Source organism: Alistipes sp. AF48-12 (assembly GCF_003477565.1).
In the GTDB taxonomy this organism is placed as follows: Bacteria; Bacteroidota; Bacteroidia; order Bacteroidales; family Rikenellaceae; genus Alistipes_A; species Alistipes_A hominis.
The window spans coordinates 115982-133146 of record NZ_QUDJ01000001.1; the positions used below are offsets into that span (position 1 = coordinate 115982).

General features: G+C 52.1%; 13 protein-coding genes, 1 tRNA gene, 1 pseudogene and 1 riboswitch. Of the genes and pseudogenes, 8 read left to right on the forward strand and 7 right to left on the reverse strand.

Annotated features, from left to right (window positions below):
- Window positions 1-28: 28 nt before the first annotated feature.
- Window positions 29-1456, reverse strand: a complete 1428-nt coding sequence (gene uxaC / locus DW082_RS00595) for a glucuronate isomerase (RefSeq protein ID WP_118456879.1) — start codon at window positions 1454-1456, stop codon at window positions 29-31.
- A 211-nt stretch (window positions 1457-1667) separates the two neighbouring features.
- On the opposite strand from uxaC, the gene DW082_RS00600 reads away from it, so the two are divergent.
- Entirely contained in the window at window positions 1668-2741 is a 1074-nt protein-coding gene (locus tag DW082_RS00600) for a substrate-binding domain-containing protein (RefSeq protein ID WP_055205172.1), read from the forward strand.
- Window positions 2742-3287: 546 nt separating this feature from the next.
- On the opposite strand, the gene DW082_RS00605 is transcribed toward DW082_RS00600, so the two are convergent.
- Window positions 3288-4217, reverse strand: a complete 930-nt coding sequence (locus DW082_RS00605) for a helix-turn-helix transcriptional regulator (RefSeq protein ID WP_259335440.1) — start codon at window positions 4215-4217, stop codon at window positions 3288-3290.
- Between the two features lie 311 nt (window positions 4218-4528).
- Between DW082_RS00605 and bioA the strand changes: the two genes are divergently transcribed.
- The 7 genes and pseudogenes from bioA to DW082_RS00645 form a co-directional block, all read left to right on the forward strand.
- A complete protein-coding gene (gene bioA / locus DW082_RS00610; RefSeq protein WP_055205830.1) occupies window positions 4529-5821 on the forward strand; it encodes an adenosylmethionine--8-amino-7-oxononanoate transaminase in 1293 nt (430 codons plus the stop codon).
- A 57-nt stretch (window positions 5822-5878) separates the two neighbouring features.
- Window positions 5879-6652, forward strand: coding sequence for a radical SAM protein (locus DW082_RS00615; protein WP_101572254.1), 774 nt, complete (start codon window positions 5879-5881; stop codon window positions 6650-6652).
- 27 nt (window positions 6653-6679) lie between these two features.
- The gene (locus DW082_RS00620) at window positions 6680-7837 is read left to right on the forward strand and encodes a glycosyltransferase family 87 protein (RefSeq protein WP_118456883.1); all 1158 of its coding nucleotides are present in this window, start codon (window positions 6680-6682) and stop codon (window positions 7835-7837) included.
- A gap of 33 nt (window positions 7838-7870) precedes the next feature.
- Window positions 7871-8960, forward strand: a protein-coding gene (gene prfB / locus DW082_RS00625) for a peptide chain release factor 2 (protein ID WP_409049060.1) whose coding sequence is annotated in 2 segments (ribosomal slippage) — window positions 7871-7924 and window positions 7926-8960 — 1089 coding nt in all. Because the reading frame shifts where the segments join, the coding sequence is not laid out codon by codon here.
- A 262-nt stretch (window positions 8961-9222) separates the two neighbouring features.
- Complete coding sequence (locus DW082_RS00630) at window positions 9223-11037, forward strand: CotH kinase family protein (protein ID WP_118456887.1); 1815 nt, start codon at window positions 9223-9225, stop codon at window positions 11035-11037.
- Window positions 11038-11344: 307 nt separating this feature from the next.
- Window positions 11345-12124: a hypothetical protein gene (locus DW082_RS00640; RefSeq protein WP_147386936.1), complete on the forward strand. Its 780-nt coding sequence runs from the start codon at window positions 11345-11347 to the stop codon at window positions 12122-12124.
- A 644-nt stretch (window positions 12125-12768) separates the two neighbouring features.
- Window positions 12769-13002, forward strand: a pseudogene (locus DW082_RS00645) (conjugal transfer protein TraG); the annotation flags it as partial.
- A gap of 41 nt (window positions 13003-13043) precedes the next feature.
- Here DW082_RS00645 and DW082_RS14215 read toward each other — a convergent pair.
- The 5 genes from DW082_RS14215 to DW082_RS00665 all read right to left on the reverse strand — a co-directional run bounded on the left by DW082_RS14215 (window position 13044) and on the right by DW082_RS00665 (window position 16721).
- Window positions 13044-14126, reverse strand: a complete 1083-nt coding sequence (locus DW082_RS14215; protein ID WP_147386937.1) for a DUF6236 family protein — start codon at window positions 14124-14126, stop codon at window positions 13044-13046.
- A gap of 33 nt (window positions 14127-14159) precedes the next feature.
- Window positions 14160-14885, reverse strand: a complete 726-nt coding sequence (locus DW082_RS14780; RefSeq protein ID WP_409049061.1) for a YhcG family protein — start codon at window positions 14883-14885, stop codon at window positions 14160-14162.
- On the reverse strand, window positions 14846-15193 hold the full coding sequence (locus DW082_RS14785; RefSeq protein ID WP_409049062.1) for a DUF1016 N-terminal domain-containing protein: 348 nt from the start codon (window positions 15191-15193) through the stop codon (window positions 14846-14848). The genes DW082_RS14780 and DW082_RS14785 overlap by 40 nt, the downstream gene beginning before the upstream one ends.
- Window positions 15194-15270: 77 nt before the next feature.
- A complete protein-coding gene (locus tag DW082_RS00655; RefSeq protein ID WP_118456893.1) occupies window positions 15271-15876 on the reverse strand; it encodes an RteC domain-containing protein in 606 nt (201 codons plus the stop codon).
- Window positions 15877-16632: 756 nt separating this feature from the next.
- Window positions 16633-16721: transfer RNA gene (locus DW082_RS00665), tRNA-Ser, on the reverse strand.
- A gap of 142 nt (window positions 16722-16863) precedes the next feature.
- A riboswitch (cobalamin riboswitch) is annotated at window positions 16864-17078 on the forward strand.
- Window positions 17079-17165 lie beyond the last annotated feature (87 nt).

The window sequence follows — 17165 nt, forward strand, 5'->3', positions numbered from 1 at the left end:
CGATGTAGCCCGCCCGTAAAACGTTTTCCTATTGTCGCTTATCATCGTTTTCGAAAAAACCGAAATAACGCTCGGCGTTGCCGTAGCAGATATCCTCGACCAACTGCCCGATAAACGCCGTCTCGCTACGCGGCAATCGCCCGCTCTCGATGTCGGCGCCGATCACGTCGCACAGGATACGGCGGAAATATTCGTGACGCGGGTACGACAGAAAACTGCGCGAATCGGTCAGCATCCCGACGAAACGCCCCAGCAATCCGAAGGCCGACAGCGTGTCGATCTGGTGGCGCATACCCCGCTCCTGGTCGAGGAACCACCACGCCGAACCCAACTGCATCTTACCCGGCACCGATCCGTCGTTGAACGAATAGGCCATCGCGGCCAACACTTCGAAATCTTTCGGATTCAGGTTATACAGAATGGTTTTGGCCAGCGCGCCGCGCGACTCGAGCCGGTCAAAGAAACGGTGTCCCGCTTCGGCGCAGGGCTTATCGCCGATGGCGTCATAGCCGGTATCGGGGCCGAGCCTGCGGAACATCCGGGTGTTCGGATTGCGGATCGGCCCGATGTGGAACTGCTGCGTCCACCCCTTTTCGCTGTCCATCACGGCCAGTTCGAACAACAGACCGCCCTGCAACTGCGCGACTTCTTGCGGATGGAGCGTGCTGCCGCCGCGCACTTTATCGAAAATGCGACGCAAGTCGTTTTCGGTATAATCGTCCGTCGGGAAGGTATCCATCCCGTGATCGGAAAGGCGGCATCCCGCCGCTGCGAAGCAGTCGTGCCGCCTACGCAACGCGTCCAACAACTGAGCATACGAGCCGATCGAAACGTCCGACGCCTCTTCGAGCCGTGCGAGATATCCGTTGTAGGCCGCCGCATCGGCTACGGCCAGCGCCCGGTCGGGACGCCACGTCGGCAACACCCGGACGGCAAAATCGCCGGCAGCCAACTCGCGGTGGTATTCCAGCGAATCGACCGGATCGTCGGTCGTACAGACCGCCCGAACGTTGCACCGCCGCATCAACGCCTGCGCCGTAAACGCGTCGGTCGCCAGCGCAGCGTTGCAGGCGTCGTAAATTTCACGCGCCGTAGCGGGCGACAGCACCCGGTCGATCCCGAACAGCCGGGCCAGTTCGAGGTGCGTCCAGTGGTACAACGGATTCCGCATCGTATACGGAACCGTTTCGGCCCACTTCCCGAACTTCTCGTAATCGCTTCGGGAGCCGGTTATATACTCTTCCGAAACGCCGTTGGCCCGCATCGCGCGCCATTTATAATGGTCGCCGCCGAGCCATGCCTCGGTAATACCGCTGAAACGGTGGTTGCGGGCGATCATTTTCGGATCGAGATGACAGTGATAGTCGATGATCGGCATCTTCGCAGCATACCTGTGATAGAGTTCGACGGCCGCATCGGTCGTCAGCATGAAATTTTCTCCTATGAACGGGCTCATGTGATTTTCAGATTTTATCGGTCGTTCCCCAGGGGGCCTTCCGATATACCGAAGCCAAAAGTAATCAATTTTCCGGAGTTTCGTGCACGTGCACGAAATAAAATTCAGCACTCTGGAAAATATTCGCTATTTTTACCGGGAGTTTTGCTACCGGTACGGACATCCGACGACCGGCCGCAAACCACGGCAAACAGACAAAACACGACAAGGCATGAGCAAACCGGATAAAAAAGTTACGATAAAAGACGTCGCCCAGCTCGCGGGAGTTTCGAAAGGCACCGTAGACCGGGTGATCCACAACCGCGGCGAAGTGTCGGCCGAAAGTTTCCGGAAAGTACAGGAAGTGGTGCGGAAAATCGACTACAAACCGAACGCGTACGCTTCGCTGCTCGCCTCCCGGCGTCATTACCGGATCACCTGCCTGATGCCCGACTTCGAAGGAGGAGACTTCTGGGAGATCGCGCACCGGGGCGTCCTGCGAGCTTATGAAGAGTGCCGCGATTTCAATATCGGAGTGCAGGTAGTACGTTACGACCAGTTTCGAGTCGAATCGTTCCGGCAGGCTTGCAGCGACACGCTGGCCGACCTGCCGGATGCCGTGCTGATCGTCCCGATGTTCCGCGAAGCCGCGACGGAGTTCGTTACGGAGTTGGCCGGGAAAAAAGTGCCGTTCGTTTTCATCGAATCGAAACTGCCCGGCACGCCCTATCTGGCCTATTACGGGATGCCGGTCTTCGAAAGCGGCTACCTGGGAGCGAGCTTGCTGTTGCGGAATTCGGCCCCGGCGGAGGTCGCCTGTTTCCGGTTCCACCGCAGCGGAGACGCGCTCAGCAACACGGCATCGATCCGCCAGGACGGTTTCCTGCATTTCATAAAACAGGAAAAGCGGGCATGCCGGCTATGGGTCGACTACTTGTATCCGTCCGACTGTGCGCAAAATACCGAAATCCTCGACCGTTTTTTCGAAGCGCATCCCGACATCCGGCACATCATCATCTTCAACTCGCGCGCCTACATCGTAGCCGAATACCTGCAGGCGCACGGCATGGGCGATCGCATCCTGCTCGGTTTCGACCCGCTGGAGCGGAATGTGAAATGCATGAAATCGGGCTACCTCGACTATATCATCGCCCAAAAATGCGAAACCCAGGCCTACCGGGGCGTCAGAGCGCTGTGCAACCTGTTCGTTTTCAAAACCACGCCGGCCAGTGCCGACAACTACATGTCGATGGACATCCTGACCGCCGAAAACGTGAACTACTACATCGACCTGCCCAACGAATAACGCACGGCATCCGGCTCCGCTTCTATCCGCAGGAGCGGGCCGATTCCGCGACGGCCGTTGGCAGCAAGAACGGCTTCCCGACCGACGATCCGCTCCGGAACACCCGTTCGTTAAGCGTCTTTTTACCATATACTTATCGCCTCTGCCGCAAATGAAGAAATCGTCTCCGCCGGGGTATAAAAATATCGGCAGCTTCGTTCGGAAGTTGCCGATATTCATAAAAGGTTAGTTAGCTTTGATCAATTAGGTAGTGTAAATGTAAGAACTATTTTTCAATTCCCCAAATTTTTAATATACTTTTTCATCGCCAACAGAAATAAAGTATGCGGCAAAACCGGAAAACCCGGTCGCCGCATACCCGATAAAAAACCGAACGAAGGAGGTACTCTATTCCAAAACTTCGCTTTTTTTTATAATTTCTTTTATAACTTCTTACTAAAAATAGATTCTTGAATCAATATATAAATACCTGCCATTCAATACGACTTATAAATCTTCACAACCATTCATACGCTCCGTTCGCCCGGTGTCCATACGATATTCAGATCAAAGCTGAGGAACAGCCGGAGTGCCGTGTGGAACGAAACCTTTGGTTTCCGACGCGACCCCGGAATCGCTCTGTGCATGGCGATGGCGGTAGTTCGCAGGCGTGAAACCGTATTCTTTTTTGAATAGTTTGATAAAGTGGGACGTATTCGGAAAGTTACATTCGTTTCCTATTTCGGAGATCGACTTGTTGGTCGATATCAGCAGCAGCCGCGAATGCATCAGGCGCTGGCGGATGAACCATTTGTGAGGCGGTTCGTAAAAATGCTTCCGGAACTCTTTCTTGAACGAAGTGAGGCTGCGGTTGCACTTTTCGGCCAGCTCTTCGACTGAAATATCGGAGAAGATATAATCCTGGATCGTCTGCTCGAAACTCTCTTTCATCAGGTCCATATTGCTCAGGATCTTGCTCTTCAGGCAACATTCCTTTTGCGTGAGGATCAGATAGACCAGTTCGGTGATTTTGATCATTTCCGCCGTCGTATCCTGACTGAACAAGTCGTCCTTAAGGTACTGGCTGACCGTTCCGAAGAAATTCTTGATGGCTCCCGTCGCAGGGTAGCTTACATGCGTCTGCTGCTCGCAATCGGGACAGCTGTGATCGTTGGTTATGTGCAGTTGATAAACCACGCTCAGGTTATTCAACACTTTGGAAAGTTGAGCGGAAGTATAATAAAACACGATCTGCTCGAAATTCTTACCGGCCTCCGGAATGTCCTCCGTGTAATGACTGCCGGTTCCCATATAGAATAATGTTCCCTGAGGTATTTCGTGGCACAAATCGCCGTAGTAAATGCATTTCTTCCCGCGCACTACGTAACCGATGCTGTGACGGGCATAATTGTTTGCCTGAATTCCACTGCGGTTGGGTTGCACATACCTTACAATCATAGGCTGCTGTGCCGGAATCGGAGAAGATAAACGTGCCATAATTCAATAATTTTAAAAGTTAACGATTCGATAAATATTTTGATTTGCCTATATATAATCAGCACTACATCTATTTCACATTACAAATATACAAGATAAAATTTAAAATGCAATGGATTATTCTAATTTTTCCAATATTTTTTCATATTTTTTCTCATGGCCCTATGTACAAACCCCTTTGAAGCGTATCATACATAACGGCTCCGGCCGCATTCGATACAATCTTTCCTTCAAACGTCCGGCGCTGCCACAAACTCTTCCGCAAAAAGTCTGTTAAATTTACTATTTTTACAACAAAGATGGGCTTTAAGATGAAAGACAGAGAGACAAAAGAGATACTCGACTACGACAGAACGCACCTGTGGCATCCGTACACGTCGATGAAACAGCCGTTGAGCGTTTTCCACGCCGTCCGGGCCGACGGAGTGCACATCGAACTTTCGGACGGACGGCGGATCGTGGACGGCATGTCGTCCTGGTGGTCGGTGATCCACGGATACAATAATCCGAAACTGAACGAAGCCGTCGAGGCGCAGCTTCAGCACATGGCTCACGTCATGTTCGGCGGACTGACGCACACTCCCGCCGTCGAACTGGCCCGCAAGCTGGTAAGCCTGACCCCCGACGGGCTGGAGAAGATTTTCTACTGCGACAGCGGGTCGGTGGCCGTCGAGGTCGCCGTGAAAATGGCGATGCAGTACATGTATGCGCAGGGCACGCCGCGCAAAAATACGCTGGCGACGATCCGCAGCGGCTATCACGGCGACACGTGGCACGCCATGTCGGTATGCGATCCGGTCACCGGAATGCATTCGGTCTTTACCGGACGGCTGCCGGTACAATTTTTCGCGCCGCAACCGGCTGTCCGGTTCGGAGAGGAGTGGGACGACCGCGATTTCGCGCCGATGGCCGAAATCATCGAACAGCATCACGAAGAGTTGGCCGCCGTGATCGTCGAACCGATCGTGCAGGGAGCCGGCGGCATGTGGTTCTACCACCCCGAATACCTGCGCCGGTTGCGGGAAATGTGCACGCGGTACGACATCCTGCTGATCGCCGACGAGATCGCCACCGGCTTCGGCCGCACCGGACGGATGTTCGCATCGGAATGGGCCGGTATCGCGCCCGACATCCTGTGCGTGGGCAAAGCGCTGACCGGAGGTTACATGAGTTTTGCCGCCGTGCTGACGACCGAACGGGTCGCCGACGTCATCTCTTCGGGCAATCCGCCGGAATTCATGCACGGGCCGACGTTTATGGGCAATCCGCTCGCCTGCGCCGTAGCGAACGCATCGCTGGACATCCTGATAAACAACTCCCCGTTGCAACGGATCGCCGAAATCGAAAATCTGCTCCGCGCGCAACTGGCTCCGGCTGCCGGCATGAAACAGGTGACCGACGTGCGCGTCCTCGGCGCGATCGGAGTGCTCGAACTCCGCAAACCGGTCGATATGGCGACGATGCAGCGCCGGTTCGTCGAAGAGGGCGTCTGGATCCGGCCGTTCGGCAGGTTGGCATACGTCATGCCGCCATATATAATAAAGGACCACGACCTGGAGAAACTGACCCGCGCGCTGATCGAAGTGGTCGGCGAAACCGATTAGCCGATTGCACGATCCGGATTCATTTCGTATCTTTGGCCGGATAAAAGACCAGACGCCATGAGCACTTCGCTGTACGATCAAGTGATTTTCGGCCCTGTACACAGTCGCAGGCTCGGCTTGTCGCTGGGGGTCAACCTGTTGCCGCTCGACAACAAACTGTGCAGTTTCGACTGCATTTACTGCGAATGCGGATGGGCCGGCCGCGGTGCGAAACCTCGTTTCAACGACCGTGCGACCGTACGCGAACTACTGCGGGCCAAACTGCTCGAAATGACCGGAGCGGGAACTCCGCCCGACGTCATCACCTTCGCAGGCAACGGCGAACCCACGATGCATCCCGAGTTCGGCGCCATCATCGACGATACGATCGCCGCGCGCGACGAACTCTGCCCGAAAGCCAAAATATCGGTGCTCAGCAACGCTACGATGATCGGGCGGGAAGAGGTGCGCGAAGCCCTGCTGAAGGTGGACAACAACATCCTGAAACTCGATTCGGCATTCGACGCCACGGTGCGGCAGATCGATCTTCCGCGCGGGGACTATTCGGTAGCCCGCACGGTCGAGAACATGAAACGCTTCGACGGACGGCTGATTATCCAGACGATGTTCCTGCGCGGCGAGTACGGCGGGCGGACGGTGGACAACACCACCGAAGAAGAAGTATCGGCCTGGCTGGCACGAATCGCCGAAATCGCTCCGCGTCAGGTAATGGTCTACACGATCGACCGGGATACCCCGGCCGAGAACCTTCGCAAAGTATCCGTTCCCGAACTCCGGGCGATCGCCGCGCGCGTCGAAGCGCTCGGTATCCCATGCTCGGTCGCCGGCTGATTTTCCCACGAAACCCAAACCAACGCCATGTCCCGATTTACCGAAAACATCAGTCGTTTTTTTCTGAACCGCCGCAATATCTTCATCCTCGGCTTTGTACTGACTTTCGTACTGACGCTGCTGGAAGTGTCGCACGGCAAACAATACAACTTTTTTACGTTCCAGAACGGCACGTTCGATTTCTGGAAAGGGGAAGACCCTTACGGCGTCGAAAAGTACGACTTCCTGTACGGCCCACTGTTCGCAATCCTGTTCGCGCCGTTCGCCTACCTCGGCATGACGGTCGGCCCGTTCGTATGGAACCTGTTCAACTTCTCGATGTTCTTCTGCGCCATTTTCACGCTGCCCCGGCTTACGGAGAATCAGAAATGCCAGACTTACCTCTACACGGCGATGATCCTCGCGACGACGCAGATGTCGATGCAGTTCAACCCGGTAGTAGCCTACCTGTTCCTGTTCGCCTTCACGCTGCTGGAGCGCGGGAAACCTTTCTGGGCGATCACGCTGATCCTGATCTCCGGGTTCTGCAAGATATACGGCATTTTCGAACTGGCGCTGTTGCTGTGCTACCCGAAGTTCTGGCGTAACATCCTGTTCACGGTCGCGCTGGCGGCGGTTTTCGTCTTCCTGCCGTTGGTCAGCATCGAGCCGTCGGGCCTGATGCCGTTCTACGCCCGCTGGGCCGAGGTGCTGGCGCTGCATGTCGATCAGTTCCAGTTTTACGCGCTGTTCAACCTTTACCCGATCCACGACCTGCTGACCCCGGTCATGACCTACGTACAGATGGGATCGATCGCCCTGCTGGCCGTCCTGTTCGTAGTGAATCGCAAACAGTTCGACCGGTTCGACTTCCGGGCCGGCTCGCTCGGCATCCTGATGGGCTGGGTGATCCTGTTCAGCCTCTCGACCGAAAAACACACTTATGTCATCGCTTTGGCAGGCTATCTGCTCTGGTATTGGGTACAGGCCCGCAAAACCCGGCTCGATAGGACGCTCTTCTGGGCGAACTTCGTCTTGTTGGTCGCCGTACCGGTCGATCTGGTCTGCCCGACGCCGGTCATGCGGTTCCTGTGCGACACGCTGCAACTGAACATCTACTGCTTCACGTTCACCTGGCTGCGGATGATCTACCTGACGTTCCTGAAACCGATGGCCTGTCCGAAAACGATCGAGGCGGAAGTTTAACTCTTTTCGAATTTACACCTTAAATATTATAGTATGATAACCACGGAACAAATTAAAGAGCTTATAAGACGACAGGATTCGTTGAGGAGGCATCTTTGACGTCGATAACCGACGCATCGAATTAGAAGAAGAGGAGAGCCGCACGCAGGCTCCCGATTTCTGGGACGATCCCGAAAAGGCCGAGAAACAACTGAAAAAGGTCGCCGGGATCAAATACTGGATCACGGCCTACGACGAAATCGCGTCGGCCGCGGACGATCTGTCGCTGATGCCCGATTTCGTCCGGGAAGGGCTTACCTCCGCCGAAGAGCTGGACGCCCATTACCGGGCGACGCTCGAAAAGATCGAAGCGCTCGAAATGCGCAACATGCTCGGCGGCGAGGAGGATCACCTGGGCGCGATCATGGAAATCAACTCCGGGGCCGGAGGCACCGAGAGCCTCGATTGGGCGGCCATGCTGCTGCGCATGTACACCCGCTGGGGCGAAGCGAACGGATACCAGGTAAAAATCGTCGACCTGCAGGAAGGCGATGAAGTGGGCGTCAAATCGGCGACGCTGGAATTTGTCGGCGAGTTCGCCTACGGCTACCTAAAAAGCGAAAACGGAGTCCACCGGCTGGTACGCCTGTCGCCGTTCAACGCCAACAACAAGCGGCAGACGACTTTCGCGTCGGTGTTCGTTTCGCCGGCGGTAGACGACACGATCGAAATCGTCGTCAACCCGGCCGACATCGAATGGGACACCTACCGCAGCGGCGGCAAGGGCGGCCAGAACGTCAACAAGGTCGAAACGGGCGTACGCCTGCGTCACCTGCCGTCGGGCATCGTGGTCGAGAACACCGAAACCCGCTCGCAGATCATGAACAAAGAGAACGCGCTGCGCATCCTGAAGTCCAAACTCTACCAGCGCGAGCTGGAAAAACGGATGGAATTGCAGAACGAACTGGAAGGACAGAAGAAAAAGATCGAATGGGGTTCGCAGATCCGCAGCTATACGCTCCATCCCTACAAGCTGGTAAAAGACCACCGCACCGGACAGGAAACCTCCGACACGCAAGCCGTGCTGGACGGCGACCTGAACGAGTTTATCAAAGCGTTCCTGATGAGCAACGGAGTTTCCTGACCGATACGCGTACGAACGCAACCGACGAACTTTCCGGAATTTCCCCGTACGGGGAAATTCCGGAAAGTTTTTTCACGACACGGTTTTTCGTATCTTCCCGGCACGCCTCTGCGAACCAAGCCGGCCGCACATTGCGTATTTATCCGGCAACCGATTGCATTTTCGAATTTTATCGTTAAATTAGCGAACGGCGTTCTATAAAAACGCCACTTACCGTCCGGCGACACCCGGACATCCGAATCCACCTAAAACTTTACCGTTTATGAAAAAACAGCTACTCCTTTTCGCCACATGCGTCGCGCTGCTGTCAGGCTGCAAAGACAACGACGAAAACGGCCGGCCCGACTCGCCGGCCACCCAACCGGCGATTACCGCCTTCGTATTCGAAGCCGCCCGGAATCCGCAAACGCTGATCATGGACATCAAATGCGCGATCGACGGGAACGAAATTTCGGGGCTGATCCCCTACGCGACCGACCTCGACAAGCTCGTTCCGTCCTTCAAAGGCCGGTTCGCTCAGATCTCGGTAAACCATACGGTTCAGCAATCGGGCGTTTCGGAAAACGATTTCACGAAAGAGGTCGTCTATACGGTCATGGATAGCATCGGACAAACGGTCGACTATAAAGTCAACATATCCTGTTTCGAAGGGGCGGAGTCCGGCCCGGCGATCACGTCGTTCGTTTTCGAAGCGGCCAAAAACCCGCTGTACCTACTGTCGGATGTCGAATGCACGATCGACGGAACATCGATTTCGGGCCTGATACCCTACGTGACGGACATCGACAAACTCGTTCCGACCTTCTTGGGCCGTTTCGACCGGATCTCCGTCGGCAAGGTTTCGCAGCAGTCGGGCGTCACGGCGAACGACTTCACGAAAGAGGTCGTCTATACGGTTACGGACAGCAAGGGAACGTCCGCCGAATACAAAGTCAACCTGTTCAATTTCACCGGTCTGCCGGTCGTTACGGTCGAAACCGACCAGCGTGCGGCAATCACGTCGAAAGAGAACTACGTCAACGGAACGCTGACGATTAGCAAAACCGCCGATTTCAAAGCCGGATACGAAGGCGCCATGCGTATCCGGGGCCGGGGCAACGCCACGTTCGGGTATCCGAAAAAGCCGTACAAGATCAAGCTGGACGAAAAATCCGAGATTCTGGGTATGCCGTCCGACAAAGAGTGGGTATTGCTGGCCAACTACTGCGACAAATCGCTGCTGCGCACCAGCATCGCATTCAAATTGAGCGAGCTGATGTCGATGCCGTGGACGCCCCGCACCGAATTCGTGGAACTGTTCCTGAACGGGCGTTACGAGGGCAACTACCTGCTCGGCGAACACGTGAAAGTTTCCAAAAACCGGCTGAACGCCGATGACGACGGCTACCTGATCGAACGGGACGGCTATTACCAGCAGGAACCGCTGTACTTTATGACCGACCGCGGCAACCCGTTCACGTTCAAGCATCCCGATACGGACGACATCACGCAGCAACAGGTCGCCTACATCAAAGATTACGTCAATAAATTCGAATATGTGCTCTATTCGCAGAATTTCATGGACCCGGAAGAGGGATACCGCAAATACATCGACGTAGACAGTTGGGTGAACTGGTACTTGGTACAGGAAACCCTGTGCAACAAAGATACGAACTACTACTTCTTCAAAAAGAACGCGCAGCCGGACACCAAACTCGGCATGTCGCCGGTCTGGGACTTCGAGTGGTCGCTCGGCATCGGCTGGAACTATACCGAACCGGCCCGCCACGACGTCCTGGTACAACGTTCGCTCTATTTCGACCGGCTGATGCAGGATCCCTACTTCGCAGGACTGGTCAAAGAGCGCTGGAAAACGCTTAAAAGCGAATACCTGCCGCAGCTCTACGCCTACATCAACGAGACGGCTCAGAAGATCTCCGTATCGCAGCGGGCCAACTTCACGAAGTGGAACATCCTCAACACGCCGGTCAGCGTCGAAGTCATCACGCTGGGAACCTGGGAAAACGAAGTGCAGTACGCCAAGGACTTCCTAACCCGCCGCGTGCAGTGGCTGGACTCGGCGATTCCGATCTGGTAAGTATTTTCCGGCCAATTACGCAAAAGGCACCAGAGTGTCCGTAAGCGACATTTCGCATTCTTACCAATATTCGCAAGGTTCGGGAAACGTCTATCTCGTGGCAACCAAGATGGCGAATTCGGGAGGACATGCAGCCCCGGCGGTCAAAGCCGACATTAATTGGGTTTACATAAAAGATACCCAAAATACAAACGACGGAACTCCTATCATGGTTCACAGAAAAGAGGTCACCGACGTTTTCGAAGCCAACAGCGTACGAGCGTACGGTAGGGTACGATCCGAAAGTCGAAATTAAAACACTGCTTTTATGAAACGCCTAACGATACTCGCCCTATTTCTGTTCCCGTCGGTAGTTTGTGCACAGCAGCGAACGGCAGCGATATCCCCGGAATCTTTTGAGAAAAGAGCCGAATTCAGTGCCGCTGCATTCGATATCGTCTGGGCCCGGCCCAGGCATATGATCGATTTGGATACGCTGGCGGGACAGTGGATCCGAAGAGGACACCGCTCGGGAACTGCATATGCTCCCGTACTCGAATCCGAGAACGGGGAGTTCATTTTGATGTACATGAGCTTTTTAATTTACAGAACCGAGGGCGAGATCGAGATAGACCAAACCATGAGAAAGTTAGAAAAGTCGCCGCCAACGAACGAGCTGCTCACGAACGACAACTATCCCCGCCTCTTGATAACCGGCGAATTGAAAGCGGCCTACGGCTATACGGAAGGCTTTTTCAACCCGGTGGAAGGGAAAGTGTTCACCCGGGAAGATTTCGAAACCTACGTAACGATCGTTTCGGGCGGCAAAGCCCGGAGGTGGTTCAATGCCGACTCGGTGTTCCTGTACACCCTGCCGGTGGACGATCCGTTCAAAAAGGGCTACACGCATTGCACGGGTATGATCGTCTCTAAAAAAGGCAGGGCCAGCATAGGACTGAAGCTCTGGTTCACCAATGCAGGAAAGAAAAAAGAGCAACAATATCTCCGTTCGCTCCGCTGGAAGATACGGTACCGCAACGACGACTGGAAATACGACCGGGAAGTATTCGAACGTGCAGTCAGGAACCGCGAAGGAGACCGAAAATAGACGGCCTATCCGCCTTAAGGAATAAAACGGCGGCAGGTCTGCCTCCCCCGGCCGATTTCAACATAGACGGAAGCGCTTACATGTCGGCATATAAGCGCTTCCGTCTACGACTGTTACGATTTACAACGCAAAAAGCGGGAAAATTCCTGAACGGAATCATAAAAAACATCCGCACGATCGACCGGATCATGCGGAGTCTCTGTTTATCGATAAATCATACTGCGGAGAGATAGGGTTATGAACCAACACCCCCAGATCCCTTATTATCAAGGTGATAATTATTTCAAAAAGTACGTTTGTAACGAATTAGTAACGGTATCTTGTCTGTCATAGTCGCCTAATGGCTTCTTCTTGTCTGCCCGTTTTTTCATCACGTTACAAAGATAACAAAAATATTTGATTGACACATATTCTTCTCATTCAAAAAAGATTTTTTATAGTATTCTATGAATATCTTCTCTCATTATGGGGGATATATCCAATGCTTCCAAGTCTAACTGTCTAAGCCATGTCAAGCTTTCACTTTGAGACATATGCGTATTCGTAATATATTTCTCAGATAGGGTTATTACTGTATTACGACTTAAACCTAAAGCTAATAATGATAAATGTGTTTTGATTGGTACATTAAAGTATATAGATGCGTTTTTCATTGCGAAATCGTCGAGGATGCCGAAAAGGTGAAGCAGGAGGAGAAAGCCTACAAGAAGATTCCCATCATTACCGATTTTACGGACGAGGAGGGCAACGACCGCATGAAAGAGATGATACAGGAAAACTACAATCGCATCAAAGCCGACGTGCGGCAAATCGTCGCCGACGAACTGGAACGCATCAAGAGCGATCCGGCGCTGGTGCACCTGTTACAACAGACGTAATTTATAAAAGAATCCTCGCTGCTAACTCAGCGAGGATTCTTTTATATTCCGTTATTCATTGATAGTAAATACGAATATGGACTATTTCTCAAAACGTCTTGTTTATCTATATTATAGGAAATTAATGTAGATATGACAGAAATACCTGCACCTGCTAATAATGCAGAGGGGATAGATATTCCCAACAAAGCTGCAGGTATAGTAGTTGCACCTGTTGAGAAAAACGATATTTTCATAAGATTATTGACAAACGTTTTTATACCTGCTCCATTCAGAGACTTTTTTAGATTATTATATCCCGGCAAAAATTGATTTACATATATATCACTGACTTGTTGCCGTATCTGTTCTATTGTTGCATCGACTGGAATATTTCTGGTAAGACTTTCGATATTCATTCTAAACAATCCTAATTCATCTTGATGTTGTCTTTTAAATTTAAGAATATCATCAATCGAAACCTCATCCGATATAGTTATTCCATTAAAGGATAAATCCATAAGAATACCTTGAGCTAATTGATGCCCTCTATTACGAATATGACGATCTCTCCACTGATAATCCCAATGATTGTATATTGCTACTTGGTTATCAAGCCTTGCTAAATTACTAAAATTAGATGTGTGAGTATTGTCTGTTAGAGGTGCAATGCTATGCTGCTCGCATAGTCGATTTGTGAGTAATGTCATATAAAAATTGGCAAAACCTCCACTTACATGAAGCCAACCATCTTTATCCATATACTCTCGTAGTTGATACCATATTTCATGAGCCATTTTCTCCGGATGAATTCGGTGAATTTCTCGAATTTCTCTCGGCAATTTTTGGAGATGCATTGCAATTCCATTTTCGGGATGAGTCAAAACTTGGTATCCCTCATTACTATTTAAGTAATTTAATACATCATTCGTTAATCCCTCTATTAAATCCATGTCGGAATTAACGAAAAGAGGTTTTATCACCCCTTCATCTGCTAAAAATTGGGTGGTACATTGTTTATATGGATGGTCTATTGATGATGGTACAATAGTATTAATTTCATCCCAATACAAGATAGCTGTTTTAAGCCATGCCTCATTGGAAATATCAATTGTAGGATAATAAAGTGCACGAGTAAATGCCATGATAAATATTATTTAATATGTTATAATCCGATTTTAGTGTTGTAACCGATAGAACTCCTTTTGCCGTTCGATCTCCTCGCGTAGCTCCTCTTCGGTCGGCATATAGAGCATGTATTTCGAGGCGAACAGCCGGTCGTTGTCGTGCAACACGGAATAGCGTGCGATGTCCTCATCCGTTTCCGAGCAGAGAACGATGCCGATGGTCGGGTTGTCGCCCTCGCCGCGCACCCGTTCGTCGTACATCCGCACATACATATCCATCTGTCCTACGTCTTGGTGCGTGATGGTCGTCGTCTTGAGGTCGATCAGTACGAACGATTTGAGTATGTAGTTGTAGAAAACGAGGTCGATGAAGTAGTCTTTCTTTTCGGTGCGGACTAATTTCTGCCGTGCGACGAACGAGAAGCCCTTACCCAATTCGAGCAGGAATTTTTGCAGATTGCCGATGATGGCTCCCTCCAGCTCCGTTTCCGAAAAGTCGCTGTTGGGCGTAAGGCCTATGAACTCCGCGACGGTCGGGTTCTTGATGAACTCCATCCGGTCATGCTCGAACGGTTTTGTCAGCGTCCGCATTTCGGCTGTTACGTTTTCCTTATGCTGCGAGAGCAGCAACCGCTCGTAATACTGCGACCCTATATTGCGGTCGAGCGTGCGGTAGCTCCACATCTGTTCGGCGGCCTCTTTCAGATACCATGCGCGGGCATCGGCATTGGAAACGCTCAACAGACGCTTGTAATGTGACACGTCAAAATTCCCCACGCTGTGGGGAGTTTTTCGGGAAAGGCAAGATAGAACTGACGGAAATAGTACAACGAGTTGACGGGAAACCCCTTGCCGAACTCTGCCGTAAGCTCTTTCGACAGGGATTTTAACAACTGCGAGCCGTAATCCGCGCGGTCTTTTCCCTGCTGTTCCTGCTCCACGATCCGCTTGCCCATCTGCCAATAAGCCTCGACCATCGCCGAGTTGATCGCGGCGTATGCCTTTTGGCGGGCATTGGTTACGATCCGCTTGATCTCTTGTATGAAATCAGGGGTATATAAAGCGGTAATATCGTCTTTTTTCATTGTTGCCGAATGATTTTACGACAAAAATACATAAATTAACGGAAGAACGCCGTATGTTCTCCCGTTTATCGGTAAGGTTACCGCCTCGCCCGTTCTTTCTCCTCATCGCGCTGCATGAGCAGGTTCAGCCGCTCACGCAGCTTGTCGAGGAAATAGGTGCGGCTCTCGCTCTTGCAGCGTTTGATGTCCGTATAGGCGTTATAGCAATGGCTGTCCTTTATTTCCAGCCCGAATATCTGACCGAAAAACGCAGCCAGCTCCTTGATGTCGTTCTCTCCGTCGTTGATACAGCCGATCTCGTCGAACGCATAGATGATCTCCACCAACTCGACGAGACTACCCGTCCAGCGGAAAGGCGTGTCCGGAATATCGGATTTTTGCGCCGACAGCGGAGGCGTCTGGGTTTGGAGGTATCGAAACATCCGACGCACGAACGTCAGGGCTTTGCGGATAGGAATTGTATGGGAAGATTCCGCCTTGTGAATCTCGTGCAGACAGCCCAGTTCCTTTTCGATATAGGCGAGCGTGAAGATAAGGTGATGCCGCTGGGATGGCGGAGCGCAGCATACGGTGCAAACCTCTTTGATGAACTCGTTATATACCGACGGCGTTATGGTGCGGGCGTCGGCTCCGTCATTGATCAGACGGAAAAATTCGTTTTTTGTAAGTATGAGGAAATCCATTCAGTTTCTGTTTTTCGGGTTGTTGTACTCCGTGACTAATTACGTGTTGCGCACGCTTCACATAAGAACAACCCCCTTTCCTGTGGAATGGATCGTATCGGATTGATAATTTATAAGTTATTGGATTGATTTTCGTATGACGAGCCGTTTCCACCCCGCAAGTCATAGGGTCATCCCTGCGATTGCGTATGCGAAAATACTATTATACCCCCTGCGGCTTGCAGCCGCAGGGGGTACAACGAAAACGGATAGCCCTGCCGCAGAGCGGCTATTCTTTCACGGGCCGGACGGAGAAGCCCCAGCTTTTCCCACTTGAAGGGCTCGGGCTGATTCCATTTTTGCTTATCATGAACTGACGCCCAGAATGGGTCGCAGTCGCTTGTCCCGTCCAGTAACCGTATGTATATCCGTCGTAATATATTACGTGGCCATCCGTATAGTACCGTATTCCCTGGCCTGGAATAAAGATCGTGCTTCGCCGTTGAGTGATACACGCTTGCGCGGCGAGAGTTTCGACGTCCGCCCCGTTCGAGAATAACAAGAGAGCGGAGCGGCCGGGCATCCGTTTCCGTTGTACCCCCTGCGGCTGCAAGCCGCAGGGGGTATAATAGTATTTTCGCATACGCAATCGCAGAGACGGCCCTATGCCCCCTCATTTGTGTCCTTAACGGAGAAAAAAGAAAACACCCAAACTTACATTTTAGGGTGTAAATCTGGGTGCTATCCTTGTAATTCGCTGACAATCAGCCTTGTTTGCGGAGAGTTAGGGATTCGAACCCCAGGAACCACATAAGCGGTTCAACAGATTTCGAGTCTGCCCCGATCGACCACTCCGGCAACTCTCCTATTGCGGATGCAAAGATAATACTTTCCGGGATATATTTTCCATCCCGGACGTATTTTTTTGAAAAACACTCCGACGGCACACCGTCCAAACGTCCGGACGCACATTTTTTTACGATCCGGCAGCATCGTCCCGAAAAAAAACTATCTTTGCCGTGCAAAGGTTTCCGCATCGCGCTTTCGACCGCGATCAGGGAATTAAAAGGGAATGCCGTGCGAATCGGCAACAGTCCCCGCTGCTGTAAGTTTCAGTTCCGAAAGGAATAAAATGTTTCGACACTCTTGGCCACTGACATCGAGTCGGGAAGGCGCCGAAACGGAAACGAGTCAGAAGACCTACCTTTGCTTTACGGATTTTACAGTCTGCGGTGAACAGACGAAAATCGACGGAATTTCCGGCTGACCTATTTGCGCACGATGCCGCCCGCTGTAAAACCGAATTGGAT

Bases quoted from the DNA above. Each gene is read 5' to 3' on its own strand.
- uxaC (WP_118456879.1), bottom strand. From the start codon at position 1,456: ATGAGCCCGTTCATAGGAGAAAATTTCATGCTGACGACCGATGCGGCC.
- DW082_RS00600 (WP_055205172.1), top strand. From the start codon at position 1,668: ATGAGCAAACCGGATAAAAAAGTTACGATAAAAGACGTCGCCCAGCTC.
- DW082_RS00605 (WP_259335440.1), bottom strand. From the start codon at position 4,217: ATGGCACGTTTATCTTCTCCGATTCCGGCACAGCAGCCTATGATTGTA.
- bioA (WP_055205830.1), top strand. From the start codon at position 4,529: ATGAAAGACAGAGAGACAAAAGAGATACTCGACTACGACAGAACGCAC.
- DW082_RS00615 (WP_101572254.1), top strand. From the start codon at position 5,879: ATGAGCACTTCGCTGTACGATCAAGTGATTTTCGGCCCTGTACACAGT.
- DW082_RS00620 (WP_118456883.1), top strand. From the start codon at position 6,680: ATGTCCCGATTTACCGAAAACATCAGTCGTTTTTTTCTGAACCGCCGC.
- DW082_RS00630 (WP_118456887.1), top strand. From the start codon at position 9,223: ATGAAAAAACAGCTACTCCTTTTCGCCACATGCGTCGCGCTGCTGTCA.
- DW082_RS00640 (WP_147386936.1), top strand. From the start codon at position 11,345: ATGAAACGCCTAACGATACTCGCCCTATTTCTGTTCCCGTCGGTAGTT.
- DW082_RS14215 (WP_147386937.1), bottom strand. From the start codon at position 14,126: ATGGCATTTACTCGTGCACTTTATTATCCTACAATTGATATTTCCAAT.
- DW082_RS14785 (WP_409049062.1), bottom strand. From the start codon at position 15,193: ATGAAAAAAGACGATATTACCGCTTTATATACCCCTGATTTCATACAA.
- DW082_RS00655 (WP_118456893.1), bottom strand. From the start codon at position 15,876: ATGGATTTCCTCATACTTACAAAAAACGAATTTTTCCGTCTGATCAAT.